The following is a 23,123-nucleotide window of genomic DNA, read 5'->3' as shown; positions in this document are numbered from 1 at the left end:
TGCGCGGCGGATCGTTTGACGCCCCGCCGAAGACGGCGTCCGGTCGCGGCGAGCAGCCTGGTACTCCGCCCGGGGTTCCCCGGGCTCCGCGAACCCGACCCCGGAGGGCTCACATGACCGGTCCGACCCATGCCGCCGTGCGGCGTGAACGCATTCTTCAGGCGGCCGTGCGGCAGGGCCTGCTGGACCCCGAGCAGTCCCTGCTGGCCGCCTTCGTCGACCTGGACGGCGTCGAGGCGACGGTGGGTGGCCTGCACCGTGCCTTTCCCGGCTCGGTCCCCGTCCTCCACTCCTTCGCGGCCAAGGCGAACTCCCTCGTGCCCGTCCTGGCGGAACTGGAACGCGCGGGCATGGGCTGCGAGGTCGCCACCGCGGGCGAGCTGGCACGGGCGCTGGCAGCCGGTTTCCCGCCCGAGCGGATCGTCTTCGACTCCCCCGCCAAGACGCGCGGGGAACTCGAGCGCGCCCTGGGCCTGGGTGTGGCCGTCAACGCGGACAACTTCCAGGAACTGGCGAGGATCGACCGGATGCTCGACGGCCGGCCTCCCCTGTCGCACCTCGGGGTGCGCATCAACTCCCAGGTCGGCGGCGGTGCCATCGCCGCGATGAGCACGGCCACGAGCACCTCGAAGTTCGGTGTTCCATTGTCGGACCCGGGGGTCCGGCGACGATTGCTACAGGCGTTCCGGGACTACCCGTGGCTGACGTGGATCCACACGCATGCCGGATCACAGGGCTGCCCGCTCGACCTCATGGCCCGTGGGGTGGCGCAGGCCGTGGAGTTCGCCGAGGAGGTCGACGCCGTCCTCGGCGAGCGTCGGATCGTCGGCATCGACATCGGCGGCGGGCTGCCCGTCAACTTCGCCGACGACGAGATCAGCCCCACCTTCGACACCTACGTCGCGCACCTGCGCGCGCACGCCCCGGCGCTCTTCGAGCGCGGGTACCGGGTGGTCACCGAGTTCGGGCGCTCCGTCCTCGCGAAGAACGGCTTCATGGCGGCGTACGTCGAGTACACCAAGAGCGCGGGAGGCCGGCCGATCGCCATCACCCACGCCGGCGTGCACGTCGCCACCCGGACCGTGTTCGGCCCCGAGGCCTGGCCCGTACGGATCGAGGCGCACCACGGCAGCGGAAGGGCCAAACAGGGCCGGCTCGTGCGCCAGGACGTCGCGGGCCCCGCCTGCTTCGCCGGTGACCTGCTGGCGCGCGACCGTGCGCTGCCGTCGCTCGAACCCGGCGACCTCGTCGTCGTCCCGGACACCGGCGCCTACTACTTCTCGACGCCGTTCCACTACAACTCGCTGCCGGAACCGGCCGTTCACGGCGTCCGGGTGGACGGGGACGGCCGCACGGAGTTCACGCTCCTGCGTCCCGCCCAGGACCCGTGGGAACTGCCGGACCACGCCGGCTGGACCGCCCGGGAACCGGTGGGCGCCCGATCCCGTGAAACCGGCTGAGGAGCAGTCGAGTGTCGGAGCCCGACCGCCCGCAGCCCGACCGGGATGGGCCACTGCTCACCCAGCGCGCCGCGATCGTGTTCCTGCTGGCAGCGCTCGTCGGTATCGGCGCCACCGTCCTGACGGTGCTGTCCGACAAAGGGTGGCCCGTCGCGGTGAGCGTCGGCAGTGGCTCGGCCGCCTCCGCCGTTCTTTTCTTCAAGGAGATCATCGACTAAGGGCTGTCCCGAGCCGCGTTCCTGCCTACGGGCGCAGGGCGCGCAGCAGCAGGTCGGCGAGGTGGTCGGCGACCTGCTGGGGGGCGAGGGGGCCGTCGGGGCGGTACCACGTCGACAGGTGGTGGACCGAGCCGAAGTGGTAGTCGACGACCAGGTCGGCGGGAGTGGCCGTGGAGAAGACGCCCTTCTTCTGGCCCTCCTCGACCAGGGCGCGGAAGCGCTCGTGGTAGCGGCGCCGCTCGGAGCGCACCTGCTTGAGCTTCTCGGGGCCGAGGTGGTGCATCGACCGGAAGAAGATCGAGGCGTCGTCGAGGTTGTCGATGGTCGTGACGACCACGTCGGCCGCGGCGCGCCGCAGCCGCTCCTCGACGGGCGCGTCCGCGTCCGCGAAGGCGTCCAGCCGCTCCTGCTGGAGGCGCAGCACGCGGGCGTAGACCTCGTGCAGGAGGTCGTCCTTGGAGCCGAAGTAGTGGTAGAGCGCCCCCTTGGTGACGCCCGCCGCCTCGACGATCTCCTGCACCGAGGTGCGGTCGTAGCCCTGCTCGGCGAAGAGCCGGGTGGCGGCGGCAAGGAGTCTCTGCGGAACAGGGGTCCCGTCACCGTCCGTCGTCCTGGGCACTGCCGCCACCTGCCTTTCGTGCGTTCGCTTCGATGTGAGTCGTCCGCGGGGAGTCCTGGAGACTACCCGGAGTCCTTGGACCGGGAACGCAGTTCCCGACGGAGGATCTTCCCACTCGCCGTCTTCGGCAGGTCGGGCAGGATCTCCACCCGCCGCGGATACTTGTAGGCGGCCAGTCTCTCCTTGCAGTACGCGGCCAGCGCGCCGGGGTCCTCGGTGGCCCCCGGCCGCAGGCTGATGTACGCCATGACGGTCTCGCCCCGGTAGCCGTCCGGGATCCCGACGACGGCCGCCTCGCGGACCGCGGGGTGGGTGTGCAGGACGTCCTCGACCTCGCGCGGCCAGACCTTGAAGCCGGACGCGTTGATCATGTCCTTCTTCCGGTCGACCACGTAGAGCCAGCCGTCCTCGTCCATGAAGCCGATGTCGCCGGTGCGCAGCTCGCCGTCCGGGAAGGTCTCGGCGGTCGCCTCGGGGCGGCGCCAGTAGCCGGGGACCACCTGCGGGCCGCTGACGAGGATCTCGCCCTGCTCTCCGAAGGGGACCTCCTGGCCCGTCTCGTCGACGATGCGCACCACCGACTCCGGGCCGGGCACGCCCACGGCGAGCGTCCCGGAGGCCGGGTCCACCGGCGCCTCCAGCCCCGGGGGCACGGAGGCGCAGGGCGCGGTGCACTCGGTGAGCCCGTAGCCGTTGCGTATGTACGGCCCGAAGCCGGCCCGGAACCGCTCGACGAGGGCGGGCGGCAGCGGAGCGCCGCCGGAGGAGATGTTGGCGAAGGACGAGAAGTGCTCCGGCGTGACGTCCGGGTGGGCGGCCAGCGCCATGAAGGCGGTCGAGGGGCCGACGGTGTAGAGCGGCCGGTGCTCGGCGAAGGCCTCGAGGACGACCCCGGCCTCGAAGCGGTAGGCGAGGACCAGGGTGCCCGCGCTGTTCAGACAGGCGGCGAGCTGGCAGACCATCCCCGTGATGTGGAACAGGGGCGCCAGCGCGAAGTACACGGGTGCCTCGGGCAGCGCGAGGCCGGTCCGCTGCCGCTCGGCGTTGTACATGATGTTGCCGTGGGTGTTGGTGGCCCCCTTGGGGGTGCCGCTGGTGCCCGAGGTGTAGCTGATCAGCGCGATGTCGGACGGGCCGAGGACCCGGTCGGCGGGTGCCCCGTGTCCCTGCCGGGCGACGGCGACCAGGTCGTCGGCTCCCTCGTCGAGGGGCAGGCGCTCGAAGGCCAGCACGCGCGGGTCGTCGCGGGTCTGGAGGTCGCGTTCGCAGGCCGTCAGGACGACCCGCACGGGCGAGTCGGCGGCGGCCTCGCGCAGATAGCCGTCCCAGGCGCGGTCGGAGCAGACGAGGGCGGCCGCCCCGGCGTCGTGCAGGACGTGCCGGACCTCGCCGGACTTGTACATCGGGTTGACCGGCACGACCGTCGCGCCGGCCTTCCACGCGCCGAACAGGGCGAGCACGAAGTGCGGGGAGTTCTGGAGCATGACCGCCACGCGGTCGCCCCGCTCCACGCCACGGGCGGCGAGGTGCCCGGCCACGGAGCCGCTCAGCTCGTCGAGCTCGCGGTAGCCCATCCGCCCGTCGAAGTAGGCGAGCGCGGTGCGGTCCGGGGTGCGGGCGACCGCGTCGGCGAGGGCGTGCACGAGGGTGTCGGCGGGGTTCACCGGGCCGCGCTGCGCCTCGTTGAGCAGCGCCGTCCAGGGCCGGTCGGAGTAGCGGGTCACTCGGCGGTCTCCCACTTCTGCTGGAGGTGGTTCATGTTCGTCATCCAGCGGTCGGGGTCGGCGGCCCGCGCCTGGTAGTAGGCGGCGACCTCGGGGTGCGGCAGGATCAGGAAGCGGTCCTCCTCGATGCCCTTCATGAGCGCGTCGGCGACGGCCTCGGGCTCGATGGCGGTGGGCTGGAGCACCAGGTCGCCCGCGCTTCCGGTGGCCTCCAGCATGTCGGTGCGCACGCCCTGGGGGCAGATCGCGTGCACCTTCACGCCGCGGTGGCGGTACGTCAGGGACAGCCACTCGGCGAAGGCGTAGGCGCCGTGCTTGGTGACGCTGTACGGCGCGGCGCCGATCATCGTGAGCAGTCCGGCGGCCGAGACGGTCGAGACGAACCGGCCGCCGCCGCGCTCCAGCCAGTCCGGGAGCAGGGCGTGGGCGGCGCGCACATGGGCCATCACGTTGACGTCCCAGGCCAGGGCCCACACGCTCTCGTCGGCGGCCTCGGAGCCGCCCGAGCCGACTCCCGCGTTGGCGCAGTAGACGTCGACGGTGCCGCCGAGGGCGTCGCGGGCCTCGGCCACGATCAGGGAGGCGTCGCCCGCGACCGCGATGCCGCCGATCTCGTCGGCCACGGCCTTCGCCCTGTCGGCGTCGAGGTCGTTGACCACGACCCGCGCTCCCCCGGCGGCGAACCGGCGGGCCAGCGCGGCCCCGATCCCGCCCCCCGCTCCGGTGACGACGACTCCCGCACCCTGCACGGTTTCCACCACGGGTCTCCTTCGACGCGATGTGACACGGCTCTGCTGCGGCACCAGACTAACCAGTCGGTATGTAACAAGGGAAGGGCTCCCGGCCACCGCGCGGGCGTCCCCGTGACGGGCCGCGACAGGCCGACGGGATCCGCGGCCTGTGAACTTCCCCCGGGAGCCCTTAGCGTGCCCGTGCCAGCCTTCCGCGATCACGGAGGTTCCACCATGCGCATGTCCCGACGGTCACTGCTCACGGCCGGCACCGCCGCGGCCGCCCTGGCCCCGCTGCCCGCCGGGGCCGCGGCGGCCGCGAACCCCGGCACCCGGCTGCACACCGGCTTCGAGCGCCTGGCGGAGGACGGGTACGCCCGGCTCGGCGGCGGACGCGTCGGGATCGTCACCAACCCCACGGGCGTCACCCGCGACGTCCGGCACGTCGTCGACGTCATGCACGCCGACGCCCGCGTGGACCTGACGGCGGTCTTCGGCCCCGAGCACGGCTTCCGGGGCACCGCCCAGGCGGGCGGGTCCGAGGGCCGTTACGACGACCCGGCGACCGGACTGCCCGTCTACGACACGTACCTGAAGAGCGGTCAGGCGCTCGCGGACGTCTTCGCCGCGTCCGGCGTGGACACGATCGTCTTCGACATCCAGGACGTGGGGGCGCGCTTCTACACGTACATCTGGACGCTGTACGACTGCATGGAGGCGGCGCGGCTCGCCGGCAGGCGGTTCGTGGTGCTCGACCGGCCGAACCCGGTCACCGGGCGGGCGGCCCGGGGACCGGTCCTGCACAAGGAGTTCGCGACGTTCGTCGGGCGGCAGCCGATCGCGCAGGCGCACGGGATGACGGTGGCGGAGCTGGCCCGGCTCTTCAACGGGGAGTTCCTCACGGCGCCGGTGGAACTGGACACCGTGCTGATGTCGGGCTGGAGGCGCGGGGACTTCTACGACGCCTCGGGGCTGCCCTGGGTGCCGCCGAGCCCGAACATGCCGACGGCGGACACGGCGCTGGTGTACTCCGGGACCTGTCTCTTCGAGGGGACGAACCTGTCGGAGGGGCGGGGCACGACGCGCCCGTTCGAACTGCTCGGCGCCGAGGGCCTCGACGGGCGCTGGGCCGCGGCGGCCGGTGAACTGGGCCTGCCCGGCGTGCACTTCAGAGAGGCGTACTTCGCTCCCACCTTCTCCAAGTTCCAGGGAAAGACCATCGGGGGCGTCCAGATCCATGTGCACGACCGGGCGGCGTACGACCCCGTCCGCACCGGGATCGCCCTCCTGGTGACCGCGAAGAGGGTCTGGAGCGGCTTCGCCTGGCGCTCCGACAACTGGATCGACAAGCTGACGGGCTCGACGCTGGTGCGCACGATGACCGATGCGGGCGCGGGCCCCGACGAGATCGTCGCGGCCTGGGGGGACGAGCTGGAGGCGTTCCGCAGGGTGCGCGCGCACTACCTCACCTACAGGTGAGCCGGGGCCCTCTTGCACGAACGAGTGACTTGTGCGTGACGGATAGGTCGTGACGTATGGCCAACTTTCCCCGCCGGGTGGACGATGCGCCCATATCGCACCGCCCGCGGGGTCAGGGGGCCTGACATGACGGAACCGGCAGTGAGTGTCTCTCCCTACTGGGAGCTCACCTTCGACGCGGACGGGGACGTGGACGGCCGCGAACGCGACCGGCTGCTCGACCAGGTGCCGCGACGGGGTGTCCGCGACCTGATCGTGTTCGCGCACGGCTGGAACAACGACCGTTCGACGGCCACCCGTATGTTCAGCCAGTTCTTCGAACCCGTCCCCGGCCTCGCGCCCACCGCGCGCCTCGGATACGTGGGGGTGGTCTGGCCGTCGATGCGGTTCTCGGACGAACCGATCCCCGGCTTCCCCCCGTCGGCGGCCGCGGACGTCACCGACGACAGCGCCTCGCCGCTCGGCAAGAACACCCGGCACGCCCTCCTGGAGGTGTTCCCGGGACGCGCCACCGTGGTCGAGCAGATCGCCCGGCTGCTCGACCAGCAACCGGACGAGGGAGCCTCGCTGGAGGAGTTCGGCCGTCTCGTACGGCTGCTCGTCGAGGTCCGGCCGCAGGGTCCGCAGACCTCCTTCGCGGCGGACACCCTCGCGGAGGGCGTACCGGAGAGCGATCCCGAGATGCTCTTCGGGGACACCGCGACGGTGTGCGCCGAGTTCGCGCAGGCGCTCGCCGGGGAGGAAGCGCCCGCGTTCGCGCTGCCCCGGCTGTGGGACGGAGCCCTCGAACTGCTGCGCCAGGCCACGTACTACGCCATGAAGAGACGCGCGGGCACCGTCGGCGAGCGCGGGCTCGGACGGGCGGTCGGCCAGCTCGCGGCGGCGGCACCGGGCGTGCGCGTGCACCTGGTCGGGCACAGCTTCGGCGGCCGGCTGGTCTCCTTCGCGCTGCGCGGCCTGCCCCCCGGGGTGCGCGCGGTGAAGTCGGTGACGCTGCTCCAAGGGGCCTTCTCGCACTACGCGTTCGCCCCGCGGCTGCCCCACGACCCGCGCGCGAGCGGGGTGCTGGACGGGCAGTACCACCGCATCGACGGCCCGCTGGTGTGCTGCTACTCCCGCTTCGACTCGGCGCTCGGCAGCGTCTACCCGCTGGCCTCGCGGATGGCGGGGGACAACCGGTCCGTCGTGGCGGACTTCGGCATCGGCGGCGTGCTCGGCGCGCAGTGGGGCGCGATGGGCCATGACGGGGTGCAGGCGGTGCCGGGGACGAAGTCGTTCACGCTCGCCGAGGCCCTGCGCGCCCGGCTGCCCGCCTCGGGGTGCGTGAACGTCGACGCCGCCTCGGTGGTGTGCCGGGGCGGCGCCCCGGCGGGCGCGCACAGCGACATCTGCCACCGCGAGCTGGCCCAGCTGGTGCTGGCGGCGGGCCGCGTCAGGTGACCCGCCGCCAGGTCGGCGCCGCCCGCCCCTAGGGACGGGCCCGGCGGCGCCGCTGCGCGCTCATCGGTGCGAGGTGTACTCGACGACCTGCTGGAAGGTCGGCCGGTTCTGCCAGGTGATCTTGCCGTGCTTGATGCCGCCGAGCGTCCGCTGGACGATCGAGTCGGCGCACCACTGGTCGCCCGCCGAGCACTGGTCGTCGCCGGGGTAGACGGTGGCCGCGGTCTTGCCGGCCGCCTCCTTCAGCGAGCTGATCAGGAGGTCCCGGCAGGCACTGAGGCTGCCGCCGCCGCAGTACTTCTGCGACAGGCCGCCCTGCACGGGCTCCCCGAGCACCGCCCGGATGTCCTTGTCGACATAGCTCCACCAGCCGTACTGGAAGGAGCTTCCGGCGTGCGAGCCGGTCGGTCCGTGGCCGGCGGACGGCGCCTCGTCGACGGGGAGGTTGTTGCCGAAGGCGGTGTACAGGTCACCCCCGAGCCCCGGCTGGAATTCCGCCTTGACCAGCAGCGGCCACCAGGCGTCCAGGATGCGGATCGCGTCGGCGTCGGCGTAGGTGTGCGAACCCGAGGAGGTCTCCTTGCGCCTGGCCCCCGCCGTCACCCACGCGGACAGCTTGCTCACGGCCGCGGCCGCCGTGGAGTCCGTGACCGGGGAGCTGTTGACGACCTTGAGGAGCTCCGGGAGCACGTCCTCGGCCCGCAGGTCGGCCAGTGCCGCGTCGGCCATCGCCTTCACCAGCGCGGACCTGGTCACTCCGCCCGCCGCGACCAGTTTGGAGACCCGGTCCTCCAGCAGGTCCCCGCGGTGCACCGAGCCGTCGCCCCAGGAGGCCGTGGTGTAGTCCTTGGCCTGCTTGTTGTTCCAGGAGATGTAGTAGTCCTGGTCCACCGAGTTCGGGTGCGCGGACGCCGGGGTGTAGGAGGCGGTGTTCGTGGCCGGGTCCCAGTTCCGCCACTCGTACGCGGACTGCGCCCACACGGGGAACTCGGCGTCGACCCCGCTCGCCCGCACCGGGTTGTCACCGCTGTTGTAGTAGGCGGTGTGCGCCGAGTCGGCGTAGAACCAGTTGAAGGTGTAGTTGATGTTCTGCACCGCGCTCTGGAAGGTCGCCGGGTTCTTCACGAAGTCCGGGTCGTTGAGCATCTGGAAACCGATGATCGAGTCGGCCTCGTGCATGAAGGACGTGCGCAGGGTGGTGTACGCGACCTTCTTGCCGCCCACCGTCGCGCGGTACTCCACGGGCCCGTACTTGGTGCGGTAGACCTGCATCCGGTACGAGCCGGCGGCGGTGCCGTCGGCGGTGGTCGGCTTCCAGGAGTTGGTCCGCTCGACCTTGTCCATCGCCGTGCAGGTGCCGTGGTACAGGTAGTGGTAGTCGTCCTGGCACAGTTCGACGGCGTAGGTGTCGATGATGTCCTGGCCGGAGGTCGTCGCGCTCCAGGAGTAGTCCTGGCCGCGGCCGAGCTCGACGTACATGCTCAGGCCCGCGAAGGAGGCGCCGCGCGCGCTGATGCCCGGTCCCTGGATCTCCTGGAGCATGAGCAGCTGTGGCGCGAAATAGCCGGTCTGCGGGCCGAAGACGGCGATCGGGTGGCCGCTGGCGGTGTGCTTCCCGCTCACCACGAGGGCGTTGGACATCCCGCGCCTGGCGGACGTGAGGGAGGTCTTGGCGGCCGCCGCCGAGGCGCTGGTGGCGCTCGCGCCGACCGCGCTGCCGGTGCGGTCGTAGACCAGCGGTTCCTGGGTCACCGATCCGGCGTCGGGCAGGGCCTGGCCCTGCGCGCTGTCGGGCTTGGAGGCGTACGGGAAGCTCTCGCCGCCGTGCACGGTGAGCGCCGCTTCCGGGTCGTTGCGCTCGCGGAAGGACTCCCAGACCTTGGTGCCCTCGGTGACGCCGTACTTGGACTGGGCGGCGAGCAGGGAGAGGGCGTTGTTGACCTCTCCGCCGCCTCCGGAGCCGAAGAGCGAGCCGATGACGGAGGCCAGCGCGACCAGGTCGGTGAGCTTGAAGTGGTCGATGGTGCCGGCGTTGGTGATGGAGTCCTTGTGGCCGGTCAGGACGTACTCGCCGGGGAAGTACCGGCCGCTGTCGGAGGCGTCGATGTAGGCGTTGATGCCGTCGATGTAGGCGTTGGCGTCGGCGAGGGCCTGGGTGCCCCGGGATCCGGCCCTGCCGGTCGCCTCGTCGATCTGGGCCTGGAGATCGGCCTCGGTGTAGGGCGCGTTGCGCCAGAACTCCTGCTCCAGGCCCTGGTTGGAGGGCGCGCCGCCCGCGAAGCTGGTCAGCTGGCCGCGTCCGACGTGCCGGAAGACGTCCATCAGCCACAGCCGGTCCTGGGCGGCGGCGTATCCGGCGCCGTACTCGGTGCCGTAGCGGGTGGTGCCGGTGATGTGCGGGACGCCCGTCTTCTTGTCGCGGACGATCGTCACGTCGGTGCGGCCGCCGGGCTTGGTGGTCGACTCGACCTGGCCCGAGGCGACGCCGAAGGAGGCGTCGTTGAAGAAGTCGTTGATCTTGGCGTCGGTGAGGGTCGAGTAGCCGGAGGGCAGGTTGCCGTAGAGGCCGAGCTGGTCCTCGGCGTGACCGGGCTGGGTACCGAAGACCTGGTTGAGCAGGATCTGGGCGAGGGTGGCGTTGCCGTTCTCACCGGGCGGCAGGATGTCGGAGCACTGGCCGCCGCAGTAGTCGTTCGCGGCCGCCGCCGCCGAGGTGTCCGCGGCGGCCGCCGGGGAAAGCGGCGACAAAAGACCGGCAATGAGCACGCATAGGGATGCTGCCTTGAGGAACTTGGGGAATCCGCGGGGAGTTCTCTGTCTGTCCGAGGTGGTGCGTGGGGTGCTCGGTGGCATGTCGGCTCCTACCGATGGGGGTGGCCGGACGTTACCGCCGGTATCCCCGAGTTTGAAGATGAACATGCGTCAGTTTTTGGGATTCACAGTGAACGGCGGTGCGCCGAAGGGCCGGTGAACGGCCGGCCGACGGCGACGGAGGGCAGGCCAAGGACACTCGGCGGGTGGCTCGCGGGGGTCGTCGAAAAATTGGATGGAGCCGAATCGCTTGTCGATACGTCTACTCGACGACGTCCGTACGGACGGCGCCGAAGTGACCGGAGTACAGGTGCAGGTGTGACGGAGGTGCAGGACGATGGCCGGTTTCCGAAGTCTGGCGAGACAGGCGCGAGATCCGAGGTGTGATCTGGCACTGCGGCGGTACTCGCTGCGCAAGTGCCTGGAGAGGTTCGCCCCTTACGGGCATCGGGCGACCTGGGACCATCTGTGTTCCCGGGCCGGATTCGAACCCGAGGACCGTTCCCCCGATCCGGCGCGGCTCGTGGCCGCACTGGACGAACTGGAGGAGGCCCGCTCCGTCTGGCTCGCCTACGAGGCCGAGTTCGCCGAGCGCCGCAAGAAGGAGAAGCACGACGGGCTGCGCAGACCGGGCAGTGTCGACGACTGGCACCGGCTGACCTGGGGCGGCTTCGGCGTCGCCTGGTGCGACGACCCCCGTGTCCACCCCCATGAACCACTGGCCGAGGTGCTGCGCCGGCTGATCGCGGCACTGGAGCGCGAGCCGGGCGCCGTCTGCCCGGTGTGCTCCGGCGAGCGCCTCGTCTGGATGCACGACCTGGCCCACGAACCGTCGTCGGGCCCCGTCTGCACGAGCTGCGGAATCGTGGTGCCGCGGCCCGTCCTGACCCCGGTGGCACTGGCCGGCGCCAGGCGCGGCCGGCTGCTCGTGTCCGCGTGAACACCCCGCCCGGCCGGGCGGTGCCGGGCGGCGGAACCAAGGGGTGAACCGTCGGCCGCGGAAGGCCCGTGGCCGGGTACGCGGTTCCCGGTGCCACGACGGCCGGGAGTGTCCCGCGCCTTCAGGGACTCGGTGCGGGTCCGTCCGGACGGAGCCCGGATCGGCACGGCGGCACCGTCGTGCCGATGCCGCCCGGGACGTCCTTCCACCCCGCGGGGAAGCGGGAGTCGCCCGGAGGACGACCGGTGGTGCGGGGGCTCGTCCGGCAAGGGCGGACCGGCTCGCGCCGGGATCGTGGGGCGGTGACGGTAGCAGCCGTAAATCCGCTGGTTCCAGCCGTTTCTCCCGCGGACAGTTGGGGGCGATGGAACACGGCTGAGCAACCGAGGAGTCCCCCATGTCGACGCTGCGCGTCACCGCCGAAGCGCTGACCGTCCACGAGCACCCGAACGCCGACGCGCTCGAACTGGCCCAGGTGGGCCTGTACCGGGCCGTGGTCGCCAAGGGCGCGTACCGCACCGGCGAGTGGGCGCTCTACATCCCGGAGCAGTCCGTGCTGCCGGCCCCGCTGATCGAGGAACTGGGGCTGACGGGGCGTCTGGCGGGCAGCTCGGCGGACCGGGTCAGGGCGGTGCGGCTGCGCGGCGAGCTGTCGCAGGGCATCGTGTGCCGTCCGGAGGCGCTGGCGGGCGTGGACCTGGCGCGGGCCGCCGAGGAGGGCACGGACTTCGCGGAGCTCCTCGGCATCGTGAAGTGGGTCCCGCCGATCCCTCCCACGATGAACGGCGACGTGGAGGCGGCGCCCGATCTGCTGCCCTGGGTCGACATCGAGAACATCCAGCGCCACCCGGACATCTTCACGCCCGGCGAGCCCGTCGTCGTGACGGAGAAGCTGCACGGCTCGGCCTGTCTGCTGACCTACCTCGCCGACGAGGACCGCGTCCACGTGTCCTCGAAGGGCTTCGGCGCCAAGTCCCTGGCCCTGAAGGAGGATCCGCGCAATCTGTACTGGCGCGCGGTGCGCGGACACGGGGTCGCCGAGGCCGCCGCCCGTATCGCCGGACGCCTCGACGCGCGCCGCGTCGGCATCTTCGGCGAGGTGTACGGGGCGGGCGTGCAGGACCTGACGTACGGCGCCGACGGACGCCGCGACACGATCGGTTACGCCGTCTTCGACGTGTCCGCGGAGATCGACGGTGTGGTCCGCTGGCTGGACGCCGAGGAGCTGCTGTCCGGTGAACTCCCGCTCGTACCGAGGCTGTACGAGGGGCCGTACGACGTCGAGCGCGTCCTCGGGATCGCCTCCGGCCGGGAGACCATGTCCGGCCGCGCGCTGCATCTGCGCGAGGGGGTCGTGATCCGCCCCGGCGCTCCCGCCCCCGACGGGCCGGAGGGGACCTTCGTCGCCGCCGAGCGGTACAGCCCGGTGACGGGCGGCCGGGCGATAGCCAAGGCGGTCAGCCCGGCCTACCTGACCCGCAAGGGCGGCACCGAGTACGAGTAAGGGGCTCCGGGCGGGAGCGGGGCCCGGCGGGCCCCGCTCCCGCCCGGAGTTCCAGGAGTGGGGACGGCGCGTCAGCAGCGGTCCCCCGCCGCCGGTTCCCGGCCCGGACCTGGCTCGCACGCGGCCGCCGGCCCCCGCTCCCGCGGCGCCGGCGCCGGCTGCGTGCCGGCCCGTTCCACCATGAGCCGGGAGCCGGCCCGGCGCTCGCCGAGGACGTCGTCGGGATTGGAGAGCACACAGGTCTCCAGGGAGAGGCAGCCGCAGCCGATGCAGTCCGTGAGGTGGTCGCGCAGCCGGCCGAGCTGCTTGATGCGTTCGTCCAGCTCGGAGCGCCAGGCCCGGGAGAGCCGGGCCCAGTCCTCCCGTGTCGGGGTGCGCTCCTCGGGGAGTTCGGCGAGCGCCTCGCGGATGGTGGCGAGCGGGATGCCGACGCGCTGGGCGGCCCGCACGAAGGCGACACGGCGCAGCGCGTCACGGTGGTAGCGGCGCTGGTTGCCCGAGGTGCGGCGGCTGCTGATCAGGCCCTTGGACTCGTAGAAGTGCAGGGCGGAGACGGCCGCGCCGCTGCGGGCCGACAACTGTCCGACGGTCAGCTCGTGAACCGTCTCGGGGATCTGGGGCACTCCCCCAACCTACCTACCGCGTCACCCGTCCGGTCCGTTGACATGCGCCGCCCGGCGGACCATGCTAAGCAGTCGCTTAGACTATGAGATGCGGGAGGCCGGGGACATGGCAGAGCCGAGGACGTTCGCGACGGTCGAGGAGCTGCGGAGCGCCGTGGGCGAGCAGCTGGGACACACGGACTGGGTCGAGATCGAGCAGAAGCGGATCGACCTCTTCGCGGAGGCGACCGGCGACCACCAGTGGATCCACGTCGACCCCGAGATGGCCGCGACGGGTCCGTTCGGCACCACGATCGCGCACGGCTATCTCACCCTGTCGCTGCTGCCGCTCTTCGGCCCGCAGCTCATCAGCGTCGAAGGCGTGAAGATGGGCGTCAACTACGGGACGAACAAGGTCCGCTTCCCCGCCCCCGTCCCGGTGGGCTCACGGCTGCGCGCCACCGGGACGATCACCGCGGTGGACGACGTGCCCGGCGGCGTGCAGGTCTCCGTCGCCTTCACCGTGGAGCGCGAGGGCGGCGACAAGCCGGTCTGCGTCGCGGAGTCGGTCTCGCGCTACTACCTCTGAGCCAGGGGCCCGAAGTCCCGCCCCGGCGCGTCCGGGACGGGCCGGGGCTACCCCTTGAAGCCCACCATCCGCCGGACCAGGTCGGCGTAGAGCGCTCCGACCTCGTCCGGCGTGCGGGGGCCCTCGACGTTGAACCAGCGGGCCACGTCGATGCACAGGGACAGCACGGCGACGGTGGTGCCGGGAACGTCCGGGACGTCGAACTCGCCCGTCGCGACACCGTCCTGGATGATGCCGCGGACCTCGGCGTCGACTTGGCGGCGCAGCCCGATGATCTCCGCGCGCGCGTCGGGCCCGAGGGCCTCCAGCTCGTACTGGACCACGCGCGCGGTGGTGTGCTGGCCCGCGTGCCACCGCACGAAGGACCGGACGGCGTCGGAGAGCCGCTCGGCGGGGGTGCCCTCGCCCGCCGCCGCGGTGCGCACGATGTCCAGCGCCTTGTCGTGGCCGATGCGGCTGATCCGGTGGAGCAGCTCTTCCTTGGTCTTGTAGTGGATGTACAGCGCGGCCGGGCTCATGCCCGCGCGGCCCGCGATGTCCCGGGTCGTCGTCGCGTGGTACCCGCGCTCGGCGAAGGCCTCCACCGCGGCGATCAGCAGCCGCCGCGCCGCGTCCGGGGTCACCTCGGCCCACGGCTGCATCTCGCCGCCGGGCGTCTCCTGCGCCGTGCTCATCGCTCACTCGCCCTTCTCGGTGACAGGAGCTACACCATACCGCCGAGGGTGAGCGGTCGCTTAGCGTGCCTGCTCAGATCTTCTCGAAAGGGTCGTGCTCGGCGAGGAGCTTCTCCAGCCGCGCCTGGTCGACCCGGCTCACGATCTGACCGGCCTCCTGCCGGTCCCTGATCACCTTGGCCAGGGTGAAGGCGGAGGTGACGAGGTACAGGACCGCGATGGCCAGGAAGGCCCGGACCCAGGCATCGGTGTCCAGCCGGTAGATACCGATGGACGTGGCCGCCATGGCGATGGCGAAGGAGGCGACGGCCTGACCGTAGAAGGCGGTCGTGCTCTGCTGCTTGACGGGTGTCTCACTCATGGGCACAAGGATCGGCGGATGTGGCCCCCGCCACATCCGCCGTCGTACTCAGAGACGTACTCAGGGTCAGAAAGCCGAGACACCCGTCAGGGCGCGTCCGATGACCAGCTTCTGTATCTGGCTGGTGCCCTCGTAGAGGGTCATCACCCGGGCGTCGCGCAGGAGTTTGCCGACCGGGTACTCGTCGATGTAGCCGTAACCGCCGTACACCTGGAGGGCGTTGTTCGCCGCGCGCACGGCGGCCTCGGAGGCGAAGAGCTTGGCCTTCGAGGACTCGGTCGCGAACGGCAGCCCGCGGTCCACCAGATCGGCCACCCGCCAGGTCAGCAGCCGTGCCGCGTCCACGTCGACGGCGATGTCGCTGATCAGTTCCTGGACGAGCTGGTGGTGCGCGATCGTCTTCCCGAACTGCTCCCGCTCGGTCGCGTACGTCACCGCCGCGTCCAGCGCGGCCTGGGCGATGCCGACGCACCCCGCGGCCACCGACATCCGGCCCTTCGCGAGCGCCGACATGGCCACCGCGAAGCCCTTGCCCTCGGGCGCCATCATGGCGCTCGCCGGCACGCGCACGTCCTCGAGGACGAGTTCGGCGGTGGCCTGGCCGCGCAGCCCGAGCTTGCCGTGGACGGCACGACGGGTCAGGCCGGGGGTGTCGGTGGGCACCAGGAAGGCGGAGACGCCCTTGTGGCCCGGGGCGTCGGTGGAACGGGCGAAGAGCAGCACGACATCGGCCCAGGTGCCGTTCGTGATGAACATCTTGCTGCCGTTGATGACGTAGTCGTCCCCGTCGCGCACGGCGCGGGTCGAGAGCTGCCCCGCGTCGGAGCCGGTGCCCGGTTCGGTGAGCCCGAAGCAGCCGACGTACTCGCCGGCGGTCAGCCCCGGCAGCCAGCGCCGCTTCTGCTCCTCGCTCCCCCAGTGCGCGATCGACTTGGCGACGAGCCCGAGCGAGACGGAGACGATCCCGCGCACGGAGGAGTCACCGCGCCCGAGCTCCTCGGTGACCAGGCAGTACGCGAGGTGGTCGCCGCCGCTGCCGCCGTACTCCTCGTCGATGGTGAGGCCGAGGAAGCCGACCTCGCCGAGCTTCTTCACGATCGACCGGTCGACGTCCTCCGCGCGGTCCCACGCGACGGCGTGCGGGGCGATCTCGCGGTGCACGAAGTCCTTGGCGAGCTGCCGGACGGCGGTCTGCTCATCGCTGAGCCCGAGGTTCATGCCGGGTCACCCCACAGATAGCGGCCTACGGACGACGGCCTGCGGACAACGGACTGTGAAAGCCGTACATTTAAATTAGCACTGCTAGTTTCACGGTGCAGCCCTACTATGTGCGCCATGGCCCGACCGCGCAAGCCCCTTCTCAGCACCGACCGCATCGTCGAGACGGCACGGGCGCTGGTGGACGCCGAGGGCCTCGCGGCCGTCTCGACGCGCCGGCTCGCGGCGGAACTGGGGGTCAGCGGGCCCTCCCTCTACAACCACTTCCGCACCAAGGACCAGATCCTGGAGGCGGTCGCGGACTCGGTGAGCGCGCAGGTGGAGCTGTCGATGTTCGAGGACGGACGCGACTGGCGGACCGCGCTGCACGACTGGGCCGTCTCCTACCGCACCGCCCTGCGCGACCACCCGAACATCGTCCCGGTCCTCGCGCGCGGCCCGGGCCGCAGACCGGCCGGCCTCCGGCTCGCCGACGCCGTCTTCGGGGCCATGGTCGGAGCCGGCTGGCCGCCGGCCCAGGCCACCTCGATCGGGGCGCTGATGCGGTACTTCATCATGGGGTCCGCGCTGGGGTCCTTCGCCGGGGGCTTCGTGGACGACGAGAGCGCCTACGACCCGGCCGACTATCCGCACCTGGGGCAGGCTCACCTCCTCGCCGAACAGCAGGAGAAGATCGACGAGCGGGCCTTCGAGACGGGGCTCGGAGCACTGCTGGACGGTCTCGCGGTGCAGTACGCGGAACTGGTACGGGAGGGCTGAGCGGGGCGGCCCCGGTACGGCACCGGGCCGGGTTCCCGGCACGCCTCCGGACCCGGCACCGGACACGCCACCGGGTCCGGACGCACGTCCACCTGCGGGTCCGAAATCCGCGCGACCTGCGGACGCGCCCCGCATAGCCTCGGGAGCATGATGAACACCTCCCGTATCGCGCCGCCCGGTCGGCGTGCGCAGTCGCTCGCCGCCGGCGCGGCGGCCGTCACCGTCGGACTGTGGGCCTCCGCGTTCGTCGCGATCCGCAGCGCGGGCGCCGCGTACTCACCCGGAGCGCTCGCGCTCGGACGACTGCTGGCGGGAGTCCTGGTGCTCGGCGTCGTCTGCGCCGTGCGGGGTGAGGGGCTGCCGCCGCGCGGCGCCTGGCGCGGCATCGCGATATCCGGGGTGCTGTGGTTCGGGTTCTACATGGTGGCCCTGAACTGGGGCGAACAGCAGGTGGACGCCGGTACGGCGGCGCTGGTGGTGAACATCGGCCCGATCCTGATCGCCCTGCTGGGCGCGAGGCTGCTGGGGGACGCGATGCCGCCGCGGCTGCTGGCGGGAATGGCGGTGTCGTTCGCGGGAGCGGTCGCGGTGGGGCTGTCGATGTCCGGCGGCGGCGGCTCTTCGGTGCTCGGGGTCGTCCTGTGCCTGCTCGCCGCCGTCGCGTACGCCGCCGGGGTGGTCGCGCAGAAGCCGGCGCTCGGGCGGGCGAGTTCGCTCCAGGTGACGACGTTCGGCTGTCTGATCGGGGCCGTGGTGTGCCTGCCGTTCGCCGGGCAGCTCGTCCACGACGCCGCCGCCGCTCCCCTCACGGCCACGCTCGACATGGTCTACCTGGGCGTCTTCCCGACCGCGCTGGCCTTCACGACCTGGGGGTACGCCCTCGCGCGGACGAGCGCCAGCCGCATGGGCGCGACGACGTACGCGGTGCCCGCCCTGGTGGTGCTGATGTCCTGGCTCTTCCTCGACGAGGTCCCGGGGCTGCTGACGCTGGCGGGCGGGGCGCTGTGTCTGGCGGGCGTCGCGGTGTCGCGCTCCCGGCCGCGCCGGGAACCGGCGTCGGCGGGGGCGCCCGTGCCGGGTGCCGCCGACCCGTCCGCGGCACCCGGCACGGCGCCCGCGTCGGCGCCGGTCACGGCCACCTCTCCCGCCGGCGCCCCGGAGCCGGCGACGGCCGCGGAGACCGGCGAACGGGCCGAACGGGCCTGACTCCGGCCCGCACCGGCGCCGGCCGCCCCGGCGGGTGTCCGCACCCGCCCGGGCGGCCCCGAAGCGCCTGCCCGGCGCCCCTAGAAGACCACCAGCGCCCGGCCCCCCTTGCCCGCGATCATGTTGTCGAAGGCCGCCGGGATGCCGTCCAGGGCGATGCGGTCGGTGACCAGGCCGCCGAGGTCGAGGCGGCCCGCGCGGACGTGCTCCGCGAGCACCGGGAGATCGCGTGCCGGGTCGGAGTTGCCGTACACGCAGCCCGCGAGGGTCCTGCCCCAGTGGAAGATCTCCAGGGCGTTGAAGGTGACCTGCTGGTCCTTGCCGCCGATGCCGACGACGGTGGTGCGGCCGCCGCGCCGGGTCGACTCCCAGGCGGCGCGGATGGTGACGGCGCGGCCGACGCACTCGACGGCCACGTCGACGCCGTTGCCGCCGGTCAGGGCGCGGACCTCGCGGGCGGTGGCCTCGGAGGCGACGACGTAGTCGGTGGCCCCGGCCTCCCGGGCGAGCGGCTCCTTCTCGGGCGAGACGTCGACCGCGACGATCTGCGCGGCGCCCGCGATCCGGGCGGCCTGCAGGACGGCGAGCCCGACCCCGCCGGCCCCGAACACGGCGACGCTCTCGCCGGGCTGGACCTGGGCGGAGTGGTGGACGGCGCCGTAGCCGGTGAGGACGGCGCAGCCGAGCAGGGCGGCCTCGGTGAGCGGGATGCCGTCGGGGGCGGGCAGGACGCAGGACACCGGCACCACCGTCTCCTCCGCGAACGCGGCGACGTTCAGGCCGGGGTGCAGATCGCTCCCGTCGGAGGCGCGGCGGGCGTACACGTTTCCGGCGCCGGTGAGCGCGTTCGCGCACAGCCACACCTCGCCCAGCGAACAGGCGTGACAACTCCCGCAGGAAGGAGCCCAGTTGAGGACGACACGGGAGCCGGGGGCGACCTGGGTCACGCCCTCGCCGACGGCGACGACGGTACCGGCGCCCTCGTGGCCGAGCACGGCGGGTACCGGCACCCGCATCGTGCCGTTGGACAGGGACAGGTCGGAGTGGCAGACCCCGGCGGCGGCGAGCCTCACCCGGACCTGACCCGGTCCGGGGTCGGGGAGCTCGATCTCGGCGATCTCCAGCGGGGCACCAACGGCGGGCAGGACGGCGGCGCGAACCACGTGAACGCTCCTAGAACTGGAGGGACTTGGTCTGGAGGTACTCGGACAGGCCGTGGGTGCCGAGTTCGCGCCCCACGCCCGACTGCTTGTAACCCCCGAAGGGGGCCAGGGGGTTGAAGCGCCCCCCGTTGATGTCGACCTGACCGGTGTCGAGCCGCCGCGCGAAGGCGACCGCCTCGGACTCCTCGCCCGCCCACACCGCGCCCGCGAGCCCGTACACGGTGCCGTTGGCGATCCGCAGGGCGTCCTCCTCGTCCTCGTAGCGCAGGATCGAGAGGACCGGGCCGAAGATCTCCTCCTGCGCGATCGTCATCTCCTCGGTGACGTCGGCGAAGACGGTGGGGCTGACGAAGTACCCCTGTTCACGTGGGGATTCGGGGCCACCGGCGACGAGCCGCGCACCCTCGGCGACGCCCTTCTCGATGTAACCGCGCACCCGGTCGCGCTGCTTGGCGTTGACGACGGGGCCGATGCGGTCGCCGTACTTCGCGGCGGCGGCCGCTGCCAGCTCGACCGCCTCGTCGTAGCGGTCGGCGGGAACCAGCATGCGGGTCCAGGCACTGCACGTCTGGCCGGAGTTGGACATCACGTTGGCGACGCCGACGTTCACCGCCTTGGCGAGGTCGGCGCTCGGCAGGATGACGTTGGCGGACTTGCCGCCGAGTTCGAGGGCGACGCGCTTGACCGCGGCGCCCGCGGTCGCGCCGATCCGCCGGCCGACGGCGGTGGAGCCGGTGAAGGAGACCAGGTCGACGTCCGGGTGCTCGGCGAGGGCCTGGCCCGCGACCGGGCCGAGGCCGGTGACCAGGTTGAAGACACCGGCCGGCACGCCCGCCTCGGCCACGGCCTCGGCGAAGAGCTGCGCGGTCAGCGGGGTGTCCTCGGCGGGCTTCAGCACCACCGTGCAGCCGGCGGCGAGGGCGGGGGCGACCTTGGCGACGATCTGGTGGAGCGGGTAGTTCCAGGGCGTGATCGCGCCGACGACCCCGACGGGCTCCTGGTAGACGGTCGAGTTGCCGACCTTCTCCTCGAAGGCGTACGCCGCCGCCAGCTCGGCGTAGGAGCCGGCGACCAGCACCGGGACACCGGCGTGCACCGCCTGCGAGAACGCGAGGGGCGCCCCGAGCTCGGCGGTGACGGTCTCGGCGATCTCGTCCTTGCGCGCGGCCAGGACGTCCCTGAGGGCCGCGAGGCGGGCGGCCCGTTCGGCGGGCGCCGTCGCGGCCCAGCCGGGGAACGCGGCACGGGCGGCGCGTACGGCGGCGTCGACGTCCTCGGCCGTGCCCGCCGGGACGTGGCCCATCACCTGCTCGTCGACCGGGTTCACGACCTCGATCGTGTCCCGTCCGGCGGCGGGGCGCCACGCCCCGCCGATGTACATGCCGTCATGTGCCTTCATCGTGTTCCTCCCGGGCGGGGCAGCGTCGTCCGGGACCTAAACTAGCGATGATAGTTTTGCGGCGCCAGGGTGACCTGCCGCACGGCGGCTCCCGGTGTCCCCGGCGGTCCGTGCCGCGCCCGTCCCGGGAAGTCACTCGTCCAGGTCGGGCAGCCGCTCCGGTGCCGGACAGATCCGTTCGCCGTTCCGGTCGAAGACGAACAGGTGGGCGAGGTCCACGAGGAGCGGGATCTGCATGCCGTGGCGGAGGTCGATGTCGGGCGTGGTGCGCACGACGAGATCGCCGGGCAGCCGCCCCTCGGGCGGCGTCTGCCCGGGGTGGTCGGCCTCGTCGTCCGCGGGACGGTCGAGGACCACGACCGGCCCGGCCCGCAGCGCCCCGGCGCGTCCCCGCAGCCGGTCCAGGACGGTGCCGTCCCGGCGCCGCCGACGCGTCGGACGGGACGGGCGCGGGGACTCCAGCTCGGGCACGAGGGCGGGCCGTGAACCGGTGTCGAAGTGGACGAGGACCTCGTGCCCCTGGAACTCCACGTGCTCGACCAGACCGGTGATCGCCACCTCGCCCGGCCGGGCCTCGGACGCCCGGGCGAGCCGCACGGCCTCCGAGCGCAGTCCGACGATGACCTCGCGGCCCTGCTGCACCCGGAGCAACTGGTGGTCCAGGCACAGGGGTTCGGGCAGACGCAGGAACTGCTTGCCGAGACTGATCGTCATGGCGCCGTCGAGCGGGGCCCGGACGATTCCGCGCAGCAGATTGATGCGCGGGGTGCCGATGAAGGCGGCGACGAAGACGTTCGCGGGCAGCCCGTAGACCGTGCGGGGCGTGCCCAGTTGCTGGAGGACCCCGCCGCGCATCACGGCGACCCGGTCGCCGAGCGACATGGCCTCGGCCTGGTCGTGGGTGACGTAGACCGTGGTCGCGCCCAGGTCCCTGGTGAGCTTGGAGATCTCGGCCCGCAGGTGGTTGCGGAGTTTGGCGTCGAGGTTGGACAGCGGTTCGTCCATCAGGAAGGCGGAGGGGTGGCGCGCTATCGCCCGGCCCATCGCGACGCGCTGCCGCTCGCCGCCGGAGAGCTGGTTGGGGAAGCGGTCGAGGAGGTCCTGGATGCCGAGCATCCGGGCGGTGGCGTCCACCCGGGCCCGGGGGTCCGCTCCGGGTGTCTCGATGCGCAGCGGGAAGCCGATGTTGTCGCGGCTGGTCATGCTCGGATAGAGGGCGAAGTTCTGGAAGACCATCGCCATGTTCCGTTCGGAGGGCGGCAGGTCGTTGGCGTACTCGCCGTCCAGCCGCACCTCGCCCTCGCTGACCTCCTCGAGTCCCGCGATCATCCTCAGCACGGTCGACTTGCCGCAGCCCGAGGGGCCGAGCAGCACGAGGAATTCGCCGGGCCGGATGTCCAGCGACAGCCGTTCCACCACACGGGGCCCGCGGGCGTAGGACTTGCTGACGTGGTGCAGGGAGATGGCGCGTGTCATGACAGGTGCCCCCGGGGGCGTGCAAGGCGCTGGTGCTCCGCGGCCGGTCGTCCCGTACGGGTCGTACGGGACCTTGAGTCACGGAAGCTAACGGACCGCACACGTCCGGGGGAAGACACATGGCGGTATCGGACGGGCGGGTTCGGTACGGGCGGAAACGGACGATCGGATACCGGTCGGACCGGGGTCCGGCACCGGCGGCCCCCGGTCCGTCCCCGGCCCGCCGTCCCGCGGTCCGTCTCAGCGGGCGCCGGCCCGCTCCCGGATCTCCGTGAGGTGGGCGAAGGCGATGACGTTCGCCACGTATCCGGCCTTGTGGTCGTAGGCGCCGCCGCAGGTGATCAGCCGGAGTTCGGGGCGCCCCCGGTCGCCGTACACCTCCTGGTCGGGGAAGTGGGCCTTCGCGTACGTGCGTACGGCATACACCGTATAGACGGCGGTCCGTCCGTCCACGCGCCGCGCCTCGACACGCGCTCCGGTACGGATCCGTTCGATCGGGGCGAAGACGGCGGGTCCCGTCCGGGTGTCGCGATGGCCGACGACCAGGGCCGTGCCGCGTTCGCCCGGCGTGGGTCCGTCCGTGTACCAGCCGACGGGTTTCGGATCGTCCACTGGCGGCGCGGTGAGCCGTCGTTCGCGGTCCAGCCTCAGACCGATGACCGGCGCGTCGATGCCCAGGGAGGGAATGCGCAGGGAGGCGGCCCGGGAGCGCGGCAGCGGTGCGTGCGGGGGCGCGGGCCGGGCCGCCCG

Annotated in this window: 21 protein-coding genes; 9 read left to right on the top strand and 12 right to left on the bottom strand. The window is 72.3% G+C overall.

From position 1 onward, the window contains the following. Nucleotides 1–113: 113 nt before the first annotated feature. Both CW362_RS23065 and CW362_RS23060 read left to right on the top strand, forming a co-directional pair. Nucleotides 114–1,460 carry a type III PLP-dependent enzyme domain-containing protein gene (locus CW362_RS23065; RefSeq protein WP_103551425.1) on the top strand — a complete coding sequence of 449 codons (1,347 nt, stop codon included), beginning with the start codon at nt 114–116 and terminating at the stop codon, nt 1,458–1,460. 11 nt (nt 1,461–1,471) lie between these two features. After that, nucleotides 1,472–1,678, top strand: coding sequence for a hypothetical protein (locus CW362_RS23060; protein WP_103551424.1), 207 nt, complete (start codon nt 1,472–1,474; stop codon nt 1,676–1,678). Between the two features lie 25 nt (nt 1,679–1,703). On the opposite strand, the gene CW362_RS23055 is transcribed toward CW362_RS23060, so the two are convergent. From CW362_RS23055 to CW362_RS23045, 3 genes are all read right to left on the bottom strand, one after another. After that, nucleotides 1,704–2,297, bottom strand: coding sequence for a TetR/AcrR family transcriptional regulator (locus tag CW362_RS23055; RefSeq protein ID WP_037628516.1), 594 nt, complete (start codon nt 2,295–2,297; stop codon nt 1,704–1,706). A 62-nt stretch (nt 2,298–2,359) separates the two neighbouring features. After that, the gene (locus CW362_RS23050; RefSeq protein WP_103551423.1) at nt 2,360–4,021 is read right to left on the bottom strand and encodes an AMP-binding protein; all 1,662 of its coding nucleotides are present in this window, start codon (nt 4,019–4,021) and stop codon (nt 2,360–2,362) included. Then, nucleotides 4,018–4,782 (bottom strand): SDR family oxidoreductase, encoded by a 765-nt coding sequence (locus CW362_RS23045; protein WP_103551422.1) that lies wholly within the window; start codon nt 4,780–4,782, stop codon nt 4,018–4,020. Before CW362_RS23045 ends, CW362_RS23050 begins: the two co-directional genes overlap by 4 nt. Before the next feature lie 204 nt (nt 4,783–4,986). On the opposite strand from CW362_RS23045, the gene CW362_RS23040 reads away from it, so the two are divergent. Both CW362_RS23040 and CW362_RS23035 read left to right on the top strand, forming a co-directional pair. Beyond that, a complete protein-coding gene (locus tag CW362_RS23040) occupies nt 4,987–6,231 on the top strand; it encodes an exo-beta-N-acetylmuramidase NamZ family protein (RefSeq protein WP_103551421.1) in 1,245 nt (414 codons plus the stop codon). A gap of 126 nt (nt 6,232–6,357) precedes the next feature. Next, nucleotides 6,358–7,671 carry a serine-threonine protein kinase gene (locus tag CW362_RS23035; RefSeq protein WP_103551420.1) on the top strand — a complete coding sequence of 438 codons (1,314 nt, stop codon included), beginning with the start codon at nt 6,358–6,360 and terminating at the stop codon, nt 7,669–7,671. 60 nt (nt 7,672–7,731) lie between these two features. Here the strand turns inward: CW362_RS23035 and CW362_RS23030 are convergent, their stop codons facing one another. Continuing rightward, a complete protein-coding gene (locus CW362_RS23030; protein WP_103551419.1) occupies nt 7,732–10,524 on the bottom strand; it encodes a penicillin acylase family protein in 2,793 nt (930 codons plus the stop codon). A 295-nt stretch (nt 10,525–10,819) separates the two neighbouring features. Here CW362_RS23030 and CW362_RS23020 point away from each other — a divergent pair, with 295 nt between their 5' ends. Continuing rightward, nucleotides 10,820–11,422, top strand: a complete 603-nt coding sequence (locus CW362_RS23020) for a hypothetical protein (protein WP_103551418.1) — start codon at nt 10,820–10,822, stop codon at nt 11,420–11,422. A gap of 397 nt (nt 11,423–11,819) precedes the next feature. Further along, entirely contained in the window at nt 11,820–12,926 is a 1,107-nt protein-coding gene (locus tag CW362_RS23015; RefSeq protein WP_103551417.1) for an RNA ligase (ATP), read from the top strand. 71 nt (nt 12,927–12,997) lie between these two features. Here CW362_RS23015 and soxR read toward each other — a convergent pair whose 3' ends face one another. Continuing rightward, nucleotides 12,998–13,549 (bottom strand): redox-sensitive transcriptional activator SoxR, encoded by a 552-nt coding sequence (soxR, locus tag CW362_RS23010; protein ID WP_240657980.1) that lies wholly within the window; start codon nt 13,547–13,549, stop codon nt 12,998–13,000. Nucleotides 13,550–13,655: 106 nt separating this feature from the next. Here soxR and CW362_RS23005 point away from each other — a divergent pair, with 106 nt between their 5' ends. After that, entirely contained in the window at nt 13,656–14,117 is a 462-nt protein-coding gene (locus CW362_RS23005) for a MaoC family dehydratase (RefSeq protein WP_103551458.1), read from the top strand. A 47-nt stretch (nt 14,118–14,164) separates the two neighbouring features. Here CW362_RS23005 and CW362_RS23000 read toward each other — a convergent pair whose 3' ends face one another. The 3 genes from CW362_RS23000 to CW362_RS22990 form a co-directional block, all read right to left on the bottom strand. Next, nucleotides 14,165–14,791 (bottom strand): TetR/AcrR family transcriptional regulator, encoded by a 627-nt coding sequence (locus CW362_RS23000; RefSeq protein ID WP_103551416.1) that lies wholly within the window; start codon nt 14,789–14,791, stop codon nt 14,165–14,167. Between the two features lie 73 nt (nt 14,792–14,864). Then, nucleotides 14,865–15,152 (bottom strand): YiaA/YiaB family inner membrane protein, encoded by a 288-nt coding sequence (locus CW362_RS22995; RefSeq protein ID WP_103551415.1) that lies wholly within the window; start codon nt 15,150–15,152, stop codon nt 14,865–14,867. Nucleotides 15,153–15,218: 66 nt separating this feature from the next. Next, nucleotides 15,219–16,370, bottom strand: coding sequence for an acyl-CoA dehydrogenase family protein (locus CW362_RS22990; protein WP_103551414.1), 1,152 nt, complete (start codon nt 16,368–16,370; stop codon nt 15,219–15,221). A 108-nt stretch (nt 16,371–16,478) separates the two neighbouring features. Between CW362_RS22990 and CW362_RS22985 the strand changes: the two genes are divergently transcribed. Together CW362_RS22985 and CW362_RS22980 are read left to right on the top strand one after the other, a co-directional pair. Continuing rightward, nucleotides 16,479–17,129: a TetR/AcrR family transcriptional regulator gene (locus CW362_RS22985; protein ID WP_206301026.1), complete on the top strand. Its 651-nt coding sequence runs from the start codon at nt 16,479–16,481 to the stop codon at nt 17,127–17,129. A 147-nt stretch (nt 17,130–17,276) separates the two neighbouring features. Further along, nucleotides 17,277–18,335: a DMT family transporter gene (locus CW362_RS22980; protein WP_103551413.1), complete on the top strand. Its 1,059-nt coding sequence runs from the start codon at nt 17,277–17,279 to the stop codon at nt 18,333–18,335. An 80-nt stretch (nt 18,336–18,415) separates the two neighbouring features. Here CW362_RS22980 and CW362_RS22975 read toward each other — a convergent pair whose 3' ends face one another. The 4 genes from CW362_RS22975 to CW362_RS22960 all read right to left on the bottom strand — a co-directional run. Then, entirely contained in the window at nt 18,416–19,498 is a 1,083-nt protein-coding gene (locus CW362_RS22975; RefSeq protein WP_103551412.1) for a Zn-dependent alcohol dehydrogenase, read from the bottom strand. A gap of 10 nt (nt 19,499–19,508) precedes the next feature. Then, entirely contained in the window at nt 19,509–20,897 is a 1,389-nt protein-coding gene (locus CW362_RS22970; RefSeq protein ID WP_103551411.1) for an aldehyde dehydrogenase family protein, read from the bottom strand. A gap of 132 nt (nt 20,898–21,029) precedes the next feature. Next, nucleotides 21,030–22,373: an ABC transporter ATP-binding protein gene (locus CW362_RS22965; RefSeq protein WP_103551410.1), complete on the bottom strand. Its 1,344-nt coding sequence runs from the start codon at nt 22,371–22,373 to the stop codon at nt 21,030–21,032. A gap of 240 nt (nt 22,374–22,613) precedes the next feature. Then, nucleotides 22,614–23,123, bottom strand: a 510-nt coding sequence (locus tag CW362_RS22960; protein WP_103551409.1) for a class F sortase, incomplete at its 5' end; no start/stop codon positions are given.

Origin of the sequence: Streptomyces populi, from assembly GCF_002911015.1 — a bacterium.
Classification (GTDB): Bacteria; Actinomycetota; Actinomycetes; order Streptomycetales; family Streptomycetaceae; genus Streptomyces; species Streptomyces populi.
The sequence above is the reverse complement of the archived record's forward strand: the minus strand, read 5'-3'. Positions and strand labels throughout refer to the sequence as shown.

Excerpts from the sequence above, each read along its gene's own strand:
- CW362_RS23065 (WP_103551425.1), top strand. The coding sequence starts at position 114 with ATGACCGGTCCGACCCATGCCGCCGTGCGGCGTGAACGCATTCTTCAG.
- CW362_RS23040 (WP_103551421.1), top strand. The coding sequence starts at position 4,987 with ATGCGCATGTCCCGACGGTCACTGCTCACGGCCGGCACCGCCGCGGCC.
- CW362_RS23035 (WP_103551420.1), top strand. The coding sequence starts at position 6,358 with ATGACGGAACCGGCAGTGAGTGTCTCTCCCTACTGGGAGCTCACCTTC.
- CW362_RS23030 (WP_103551419.1), bottom strand. The coding sequence starts at position 10,524 with ATGCCACCGAGCACCCCACGCACCACCTCGGACAGACAGAGAACTCCC.
- CW362_RS23020 (WP_103551418.1), top strand. The coding sequence starts at position 10,820 with ATGGCCGGTTTCCGAAGTCTGGCGAGACAGGCGCGAGATCCGAGGTGT.
- CW362_RS23015 (WP_103551417.1), top strand. The coding sequence starts at position 11,820 with ATGTCGACGCTGCGCGTCACCGCCGAAGCGCTGACCGTCCACGAGCAC.
- CW362_RS23005 (WP_103551458.1), top strand. The coding sequence starts at position 13,656 with ATGGCAGAGCCGAGGACGTTCGCGACGGTCGAGGAGCTGCGGAGCGCC.
- CW362_RS23000 (WP_103551416.1), bottom strand. The coding sequence starts at position 14,791 with ATGAGCACGGCGCAGGAGACGCCCGGCGGCGAGATGCAGCCGTGGGCC.
- CW362_RS22995 (WP_103551415.1), bottom strand. The coding sequence starts at position 15,152 with ATGAGTGAGACACCCGTCAAGCAGCAGAGCACGACCGCCTTCTACGGT.
- CW362_RS22990 (WP_103551414.1), bottom strand. The coding sequence starts at position 16,370 with ATGAACCTCGGGCTCAGCGATGAGCAGACCGCCGTCCGGCAGCTCGCC.
- CW362_RS22985 (WP_206301026.1), top strand. The coding sequence starts at position 16,479 with ATGTGCGCCATGGCCCGACCGCGCAAGCCCCTTCTCAGCACCGACCGC.
- CW362_RS22980 (WP_103551413.1), top strand. The coding sequence starts at position 17,277 with ATGATGAACACCTCCCGTATCGCGCCGCCCGGTCGGCGTGCGCAGTCG.
- CW362_RS22970 (WP_103551411.1), bottom strand. The coding sequence starts at position 20,897 with ATGAAGGCACATGACGGCATGTACATCGGCGGGGCGTGGCGCCCCGCC.
- CW362_RS22965 (WP_103551410.1), bottom strand. The coding sequence starts at position 22,373 with ATGACACGCGCCATCTCCCTGCACCACGTCAGCAAGTCCTACGCCCGC.